Raw genomic sequence first — 7,116 nt, 5'->3', positions numbered from 1 at the left:
ACACCCGGCCGGGGTCGGAGCCAACGGCAATGGCAACGGCCCCGGTGCCGTACCCCGCATGAGGTCGTACACCAGGGCCGCGGTCCGGGAGACGGGGTTACGCCTTCCACTTCTCCCACGACATGTTCCAGCCGTTCAGCCCGTTCTCCGGAGCCACGGTCGCGTCGTTGGAGTTCTTCACGACGACCACGTCGCCGATCATCGAGTGGTTGAAGAACCACGCGGCCGGTGTGCTGCCGTCGTAGGCGCCCTTGACGTCGCGCAGGCCGATGCAGCCGTGGCTGGCGTTGTAGTTGCCGAAGGCGCCGCCGCCCCAGTAGTTGCCGTGGATGAAGGTGCCGGAGTCGGTCAGGCGGGTGGCGTGCGGGACGTCGTCGATGTCGTACTCGCCGTCGTAGCCGACCGTGTCGCCGTTCATCCGGGTCTCGACGAACTTCTCGGTCATGACCATCTGGCCGTTCCAGGTGTCGTACCCGGGCTTGCCGGTGGTGACGGGGAGGGTCTTGATGACCTTGCCGTCCTGCGTGACCTTCATCTTCTTGGTCTTCACGTCGACGACCGAGACCTGGTTGCGGCCGATGGTGAAGGTGACCTTCTTGTCCTGCTCGCCGTAGACGCCGGGCCGGCCCTCGACGCCGTCGAGGTCGAGCTCGACGGTGACCTTCGTACCGGGCTTCCAGTACTTCTCGGGACGGAAGTCGAGCCGGTCGTTGCCGAACCAGTGGCCCGCGACCTCGACGGCCGGCTCGGTCTTGACGGTGATCGCCTTCTCCACGTCCTCGGGGTTGGTGATGCCCCGGGTGAAGCGCAGCGAGAACGGCATTCCGACGCCGACCTTGGAACCGTCCTCCGGCGTGAAGCGCCCGAGGAAGGTGTTCTTCGGCGTCAGGGTGGTGAAGTCGGCCTCCTTGGCGGCCTCCAGGCCCGCGGAGTCCTTGGCGACCGCGTGCACCGTGTACTTCGTGGCGGCGGCGAGGTGCGTGGACGGCGTCCATGTGCCCCCGTCGCCGGATATCTTCCCGGCTATCGCGGCACCCTTGGCATCCTTGACCTCGACCGAAGTCAGCTTGCCCTTGGCCGCGGTCACCTTCAGCGCACCGCTGGTGTCGACGGACTTGGCGCCGTCCCCCGGGGCTATGGTCACGACGGCCTGCGACTTCCTGGCGCCCGCCGTGCCGGTGTCGCCGCCCTTCCCGTCGCCGGCCCCCGAATCCGACCCGCCGTCCCCGCCGCACGCGGTGACGGTCACCAGCAGCGCGACCGCGACCGCTGACAGCCCCATTCGCCTGCGCCCGCGTCCGTCAACCGACGCCCCCGATATCGGCCGCATGTTCAAAGTCGTACTCCCCTCCCCGGGCCTGGTCCGACCCGCACCCCCGGCGCGCCCGCCGCGCGCATCGGCGCATATTAACCGCCAGGCCAGGCGCGTCGGCGCCGCGCGATTGTCACCGTTCCGTTCCAACATCAGCCGATGCTCGGCAGGTGCAGGTCCTCGCCCAACTCACCCCCCTGTCGGGTTACTTCACCGCACTGCCTGCCTTCCACTCCTTCCAGCCCATATTCCATCCTCCGAGCCCATTGTCGGGAGCGACCTTTTTGTCATTGCTGCGGACGACCTCGACGACGTCCCCGATCAGGCTGCGGTCGAAGAACCAGCCCGCCGGTGTCTCGGCGCCACCGCCCTTGACGTCCCTGAGGCCGACGCATCCGTGGCTGACATTGCCGTGCCCGAAGATCGAGGTGTCCGCCCAGTAGTTGCCGTGCAGGAAGGTGCCGGAGTCGGTCAGGCGCATGGCGTGCGGGACGTCCGGGATGTCGTACTCGCCCTTGCCGTTCTTCTTCTTGAAGCCGACGGTGGCGCCGTTCATCCGGGTCAGTTCGAGCATCTCGGTGACGACCATCTTGCCGTTGTAGGTGGTCATCTTGGGGGCGCCGGCCGTGATCGGAACGGTGGCGAGCAGGTCGCCGTCGCGGCGGACCTCCATGGTGTGCTCGACGGCGTCGACGAGGGAGACCTGGTGGCGGCCGACGGTGAAGGAGAAGGTCTTGTGCTGGAGTCCGTAGACCCCGGGCGCGCCCTCGACGTCCCGCAGGCGCAGCGCGACGGTGACCTGGGTGCCGGGCTTCCAGTAGTCCCGGGGGCGGAAGTCGAGGCGGGCCTTGCCGAACCAGTGCGGGCGGATCTCCACGGCCGGCTCGGCGGTGACCTGGACGGCGCGTTCGACGGCGGCCCGGTTCACGATCTCCCGGTTGAACTCCAGGGAGACGATCATTCCGGTGCCGACGGTGGAGCGGTCCTCGGGCGCGACATATCCGATGAACCGCTTGTCGGGGACGTACGTGGTGAAGGTCGTGTGCCGTGCGCTGCGGCGTCCGTGGCCGTCGAGGGCCACCGCGTCGATCGTGTATCTGGCGGCCAGCGCGAGCCTGGGCTCCTCGGGCTCCCAGCGCAGGCCGTCCTTGGAGATGTGCCCGGGCACCGGGCTCTCCTCGGCGTCCTGGGACCTGACGACCTTCACCGACTCCAGGCGCCCGCTGGGCACGCGGACGAGCAGTGCGTCGTCGGGGCGTGCGCCCTTGGAGCCGTCGTCGGGTGTGACCCTGATGACGTCCTCGGGCGCCGGCGCCTTGCCCAGCATCTCGCCCACGCCGCCGTCCGTGGTGCAGCCGGCGGCCCCGGCCAGCAGTCCTGCCCATGTCAGTACGGCGGCCAAAGCGGCCCCCGCGCGCCGCGCGCGCCCTTGTACGTGCCTCACGAAGACCCCAACGACCGGGGTAGCTCTGGGGAAACGTGAGTGCGAGGCAACCGGTGGGCAGAACCTTGGGGAGGACAACGCGTCGGGGAGCCGCGGCCAGGGACGACCGGGTGCTCTTCTTCCACATTGTGTGGTCCGTGAGCCGTGGGAGGCCACAGGTGTCGAGCGCAGCCGAGCAGGAGGCGGTGGCCGGGGCGGTCGCCGCTGAGGAGGGGCGCCCGGCCGCCGTCGTGAACGGCGTGCGGCACAAGGCTCCTGCCGTGCCCGTGTGGCCCGGCACGCCCGTGCCGCTCGGCGCCCGCTTCCGGGTCGGCCCGGACGGGGTGGCGGGCACCAACTTCGCGCTGTGGGCGGGCGGGGCCGAGGCGGTGGAGCTCTGCCTGTTCGATGAACAGGGCAGGGAGACCCGGGCCCGGCTGACCGAACTGACGCACGAGATCTGGCACGGCTTCGTGCCGGGTGTGATGCCCGGTCAGCGCTACGGCTACCGGGTGCACGGCCGCTGGGACCCGTGGACCGGCGGCCGCTGGAACCCGGCGAAGCTGCTGCTCGACCCGTACGCCCGCGCGGTGGACGGCGACTTCAGCCTGCCGCCGGAGGTGTACGGGCACGTCCGCGACTGGCCCCAGCAGCATGTCGCGGACACCGTGCGCGACGAGCGGGACTCGGCGCCGTACGTCCCGAAGGGCGTGGTCGTCCACGATGACGACGACTGGGCGGACGACCGCCGGCCGAAGACACCGTGGGCGGACTCGGTGATCTACGAGGTGCATGTGCGGGGGTTCACCAAGCTGCACCCGGGGATCCCGCAGGAGCTGCGGGGGACGTACGCCGGTCTCGCGCACCCGGCGGCGATCGAGCATCTGGTGAAGCTGGGCGTGACGGCGGTGGAGCTGCTGCCGGTGCACCAGTTCGCGCACGAGGACCATCTGCTGCGCAAGGGGCTGCGCAACTACTGGGGCTACAACTCCATCGGCTACTTCGCCCCGCACGCCGCCTACGCCGCCTCCGGTACGACGGGTCAGCAGGTCGGCGAGTTCAAGCGGATGGTCCGCGCGCTGCACGCGGCCGGGATCGAGGTCATCCTCGACGTCGTGTACAACCACACGGCGGAGGCGGGCGAGCTGGGCCCGACGCTGTCGCTGAAGGGCATCGACAACCGGGGGTACTACCGGTTGCAGAGCGATGCGAGGCGATACGCGGACTACACCGGTTGCGGGAACACCCTGCACGTCGTCCAGCCGCATGTCCTGCGGCTCATCACCGACTCGTTGCGGTACTGGGTGACGGAGATGGGCGTGGACGGCTTCCGCTTCGACCTGGCCGCCGCGCTGGCCCGCTCCATGCACGACGTCGACATGCTCTCGCCGTTTCTCGCCGTCATCGCGCAGGATCCGGTGCTGCGGCGGGTGAAGCTGATCGCCGAGCCGTGGGACGTGGGGTCGGGCGGGTATCAGGTGGGTGCCTTCCCGCCGCTGTGGACGGAGTGGAACGACCGCTACCGCGACGCCGTACGGGACTTCTGGCGGGGCGCGCTGCCGGACGTACGGGATCTGGGGTACCGGCTGTCGGGGTCGAGCGATCTGTACGCGTGGGGCGGGCGGCGGCCGTACGCCTCCGTGAACTTCGTGACCGCGCACGACGGTTTCACGCTGCGGGACCTGGTGTCCTACGAGCGCAAGCACAACGAGGCGAACGGCGAGGGCAACCGGGACGGCTCGAACGACAACCGGGCCTGGAACTGCGGCGCCGAGGGCGAGACGGACGACGAGCGGGTACGGGCGCTGCGGCGGCGGCAGTTGCGGAACCTGCTGACGACGCTGCTGCTGTCGACAGGGGTGCCGATGCTGGTCGCGGGCGACGAGCTGGGGCGCACCCAGCGCGGCAACAACAACGCCTACTGCCAGGACAACGAGATCAGCTGGCTGGACTGGGGGCTGCTGGAGGAGCCGGGCTGGAAGGCGCTGTTCGACCTGACCTCCCGGCTGATCGAGCTGCGGCACCGGCATCCCGTGCTGCGGCGGCGGGCGTTCTTCTCCGGGCGGGCGCACTCGGTGGACGGGCTGCGGGACCTGGCCTGGTTCACCGCGCGGGGCGCGGAGATGACGGAACGGGACTGGTACGCGCCCGCCGACACGCTGGGCATGTATCTGTCCGGGCGGGACATCCCGGGCCGGGACGAGCGCGGGGCGCCGATAGTCGACGACAGCTTTCTGGCCGTACTGCACGCCGGGGACCGGTCGGTGAGCTTCGTGCTGCCCGGGCCGCCGTGGGCGGAGCGGTACGAGGTCGTCGTCGACACGTCCAGGGAGGCTCAGGGGGAGGCGCCGGGCGTGGAGCATCGGGCGGGAGAGGCGATCACGGTGCCGGCACGGGCGGTGCTGCTGCTGCGGGTGGTGGGGTGAGGGGATTGCGCCCCGGCGCCCCCACCCTCCCCGCCCGCCTTTGACAGCCGCTCAGCCCAGGATCCCCCGCTCGTACGCCGTCGCCACCGCCGCCGCCCGGTCGTTCACTCCCAGCTTGGCGTACAGGTGGCTGAGGTGGGTCTTTACCGTCGCCTCGCTGATGAACAGCTCGCGGGCGATCTCGCGGTTGGGGGTGCCCTTGGCGACGAGGGCCAGAACCTCACGCTCGCGTGCGGACAGGGGCTCGTTGCCCGGGGACTTCGGTGTGCGGACAGCCGAGACCAGTCGGGAGGCGACGGCCGGGGAGAGGACCGTACGGCCCTCGGCGGCGGCCCGGACCGCCGTGAACAGTTCGTCGCGCGGGGCGTCCTTCAGCAGGTAGCCCGTCGCCCCCGCCTCGATCGCGGGGAGGGTGTCGGAGTCGGTGTCGTAGGTGGTCAGCACGAGGACCTTGGCACGGGCGCCGGTGCGGGTGAGATGGGCGATGGCCCGGACCCCGCCGCCGCCCGGCATGCGCAGGTCCATGAGGATCACATCGGGGTCGAGTTCGGCGGCCCGCTCCAGGGCCTCCTCGCCGCTCGCCGCCTCGCCGAGCACGACGAAGCCGGGCGCGGACTCGAACATGCCGCGCAGACCGTCCCGTACGACGGGATGGTCGTCGACGATCAACACGGAGATGGCCGCCTCGTCACTCATGGCGCACCAAAGGTACGCGAGCCGACAGTGCCGTGCCGCGTCCCGGTTCGGACTCGACGGTGAGGCAGCCGGCCATGCGCTCGGCGCGGGCGCGCATGCCGGCGAGGCCGAAGCCACCGCTGCTGCTGCGCTCGGGGAGGTCCAGCGGGTCGAAGCCGCGGCCGTCGTCGCGGATGTCGAGGATGACCTCGTCGCCGAGGAAGGAGAGGGTGACTCCCACGCGGGTCGCGTGGGCGTGGCGGGAGGCGTTGGAGAGGGCCTCCTGGGCGATCCGCAGGAGGGTCGCCGAGATCTCGTCGTGCAGGTGCTCGGCGGTGCCGGTGACCGTGAACTCGGCGGGGACACCGGTTCGTTCGGCCCATTCGGCGACCGTGCTCTTCAGGGCCTGCGGAAGTCCGTCGTTCTCCAGGGCCACGGGGGCGAGGTTGTGCACCGAGCGGCGGGCCTCGCCGAGGCTGTGGCGGGCGAGGGCGGAGGCACGGTCGAGGTGGGAGCGGGCCGTGGGCAGGTCGGGGGCGTTCGCGACGACCTGGAGCTGGGCGATGATGCCGGTCAGGCCCTGGGCGATGGTGTCGTGGATCTCTGCGGCCAGCCGACGGCGCTCGTCGGCTACGCCGGCCTCCCGGGCCTGGACGAGGAGTTGGGCGTGGAGGGCGGCGTTCTCCTCCAGTGCCTGCTGCAGGGCGGCGTTGGTGCGTTCGAGTTCGGCGATGGTCGCGGCCCGGGCGCGGGAGCGTTCCTCCTGCTGGTGGGTGAGGTGGCCGACCACCGTCAGGATGACGTTGTTGATCACCAGCAGCGCGGCGAACAACGCCCACTGCGCCGGCTCGTGGAACGGCAGCCCGCCGGCCTGCGAGCCCGAGACGGCGATCGAGCAGGCGAACGGGCCGATCCACCGCAGGCGCCGGCCGGGGATCAGCTCGTCGGAGTCGAAGTAGCCGGTGACGGCGTAGAACGCGAAGAACGGATTCAGCCAGGTGAGCACGAAGCCGAGCGCCCAGCGCGCGCCGTAGTACACGGTGCCCGCGGTGGACGGGCCCGGGCGGGTGCGGCTCGCCCGGCCCCACCACAGCTGGAGGGCGAAGCCGGCGGCGACCAGCGCCGCGACCGTGACGCGTTCCGCCGTGCCCGGCGTCAGTTCGGCGGTGGCCACCGCCAGCAGGGTGGCGACCGCGAGCAGCCCGTAGGGCCCCTTGCTGCGGATGAGTTCCCAGCGCCGCTCGATGTCGGTGTCCGCCGCGGTCATGCCTTCAGTCTGC

General features: G+C 70.9%; 5 protein-coding genes. 1 reads left to right on the top strand and 4 read right to left on the bottom strand.

Features of this window, described 5'->3' with window-relative positions; translation table 11 throughout:
• Positions 1-97 precede the first annotated feature (97 nt).
• On the bottom strand, positions 98-1,336 hold the full coding sequence (locus ACZ7NC_RS28790; protein ID WP_471492398.1) for a L,D-transpeptidase: 1,239 nt from the start codon (positions 1,334-1,336) through the stop codon (positions 98-100).
• 181 nt (positions 1,337-1,517) lie between these two features.
• On the bottom strand, positions 1,518-2,756 hold the full coding sequence (locus ACZ7NC_RS28785; RefSeq protein WP_471492397.1) for a L,D-transpeptidase: 1,239 nt from the start codon (positions 2,754-2,756) through the stop codon (positions 1,518-1,520).
• 158 nt (positions 2,757-2,914) lie between these two features.
• Between ACZ7NC_RS28785 and glgX the strand changes: the two genes are divergently transcribed.
• Positions 2,915-5,161 carry a glycogen debranching protein GlgX gene (glgX, locus tag ACZ7NC_RS28780; protein ID WP_471492396.1) on the top strand — a complete coding sequence of 749 codons (2,247 nt, stop codon included), beginning with the start codon at positions 2,915-2,917 and terminating at the stop codon, positions 5,159-5,161.
• 51 nt (positions 5,162-5,212) lie between these two features.
• Here the strand turns inward: glgX and ACZ7NC_RS28775 are convergent, their stop codons facing one another.
• Together ACZ7NC_RS28775 and ACZ7NC_RS28770 are read right to left on the bottom strand one after the other, a co-directional pair.
• On the bottom strand, positions 5,213-5,857 hold the full coding sequence (locus ACZ7NC_RS28775; protein ID WP_471492395.1) for a response regulator: 645 nt from the start codon (positions 5,855-5,857) through the stop codon (positions 5,213-5,215).
• Positions 5,850-7,103: a sensor histidine kinase gene (locus ACZ7NC_RS28770; protein ID WP_471492394.1), complete on the bottom strand. Its 1,254-nt coding sequence runs from the start codon at positions 7,101-7,103 to the stop codon at positions 5,850-5,852. Before ACZ7NC_RS28770 ends, ACZ7NC_RS28775 begins: the two co-directional genes overlap by 8 nt.
• Positions 7,104-7,116 lie beyond the last annotated feature (13 nt).

It is taken from the genome of Streptomyces sp. NPDC111802 (assembly GCF_055634335.1).
The sequence above is the reverse complement of the archived record's forward strand: the minus strand, read 5'-3'. Positions and strand labels throughout refer to the sequence as shown.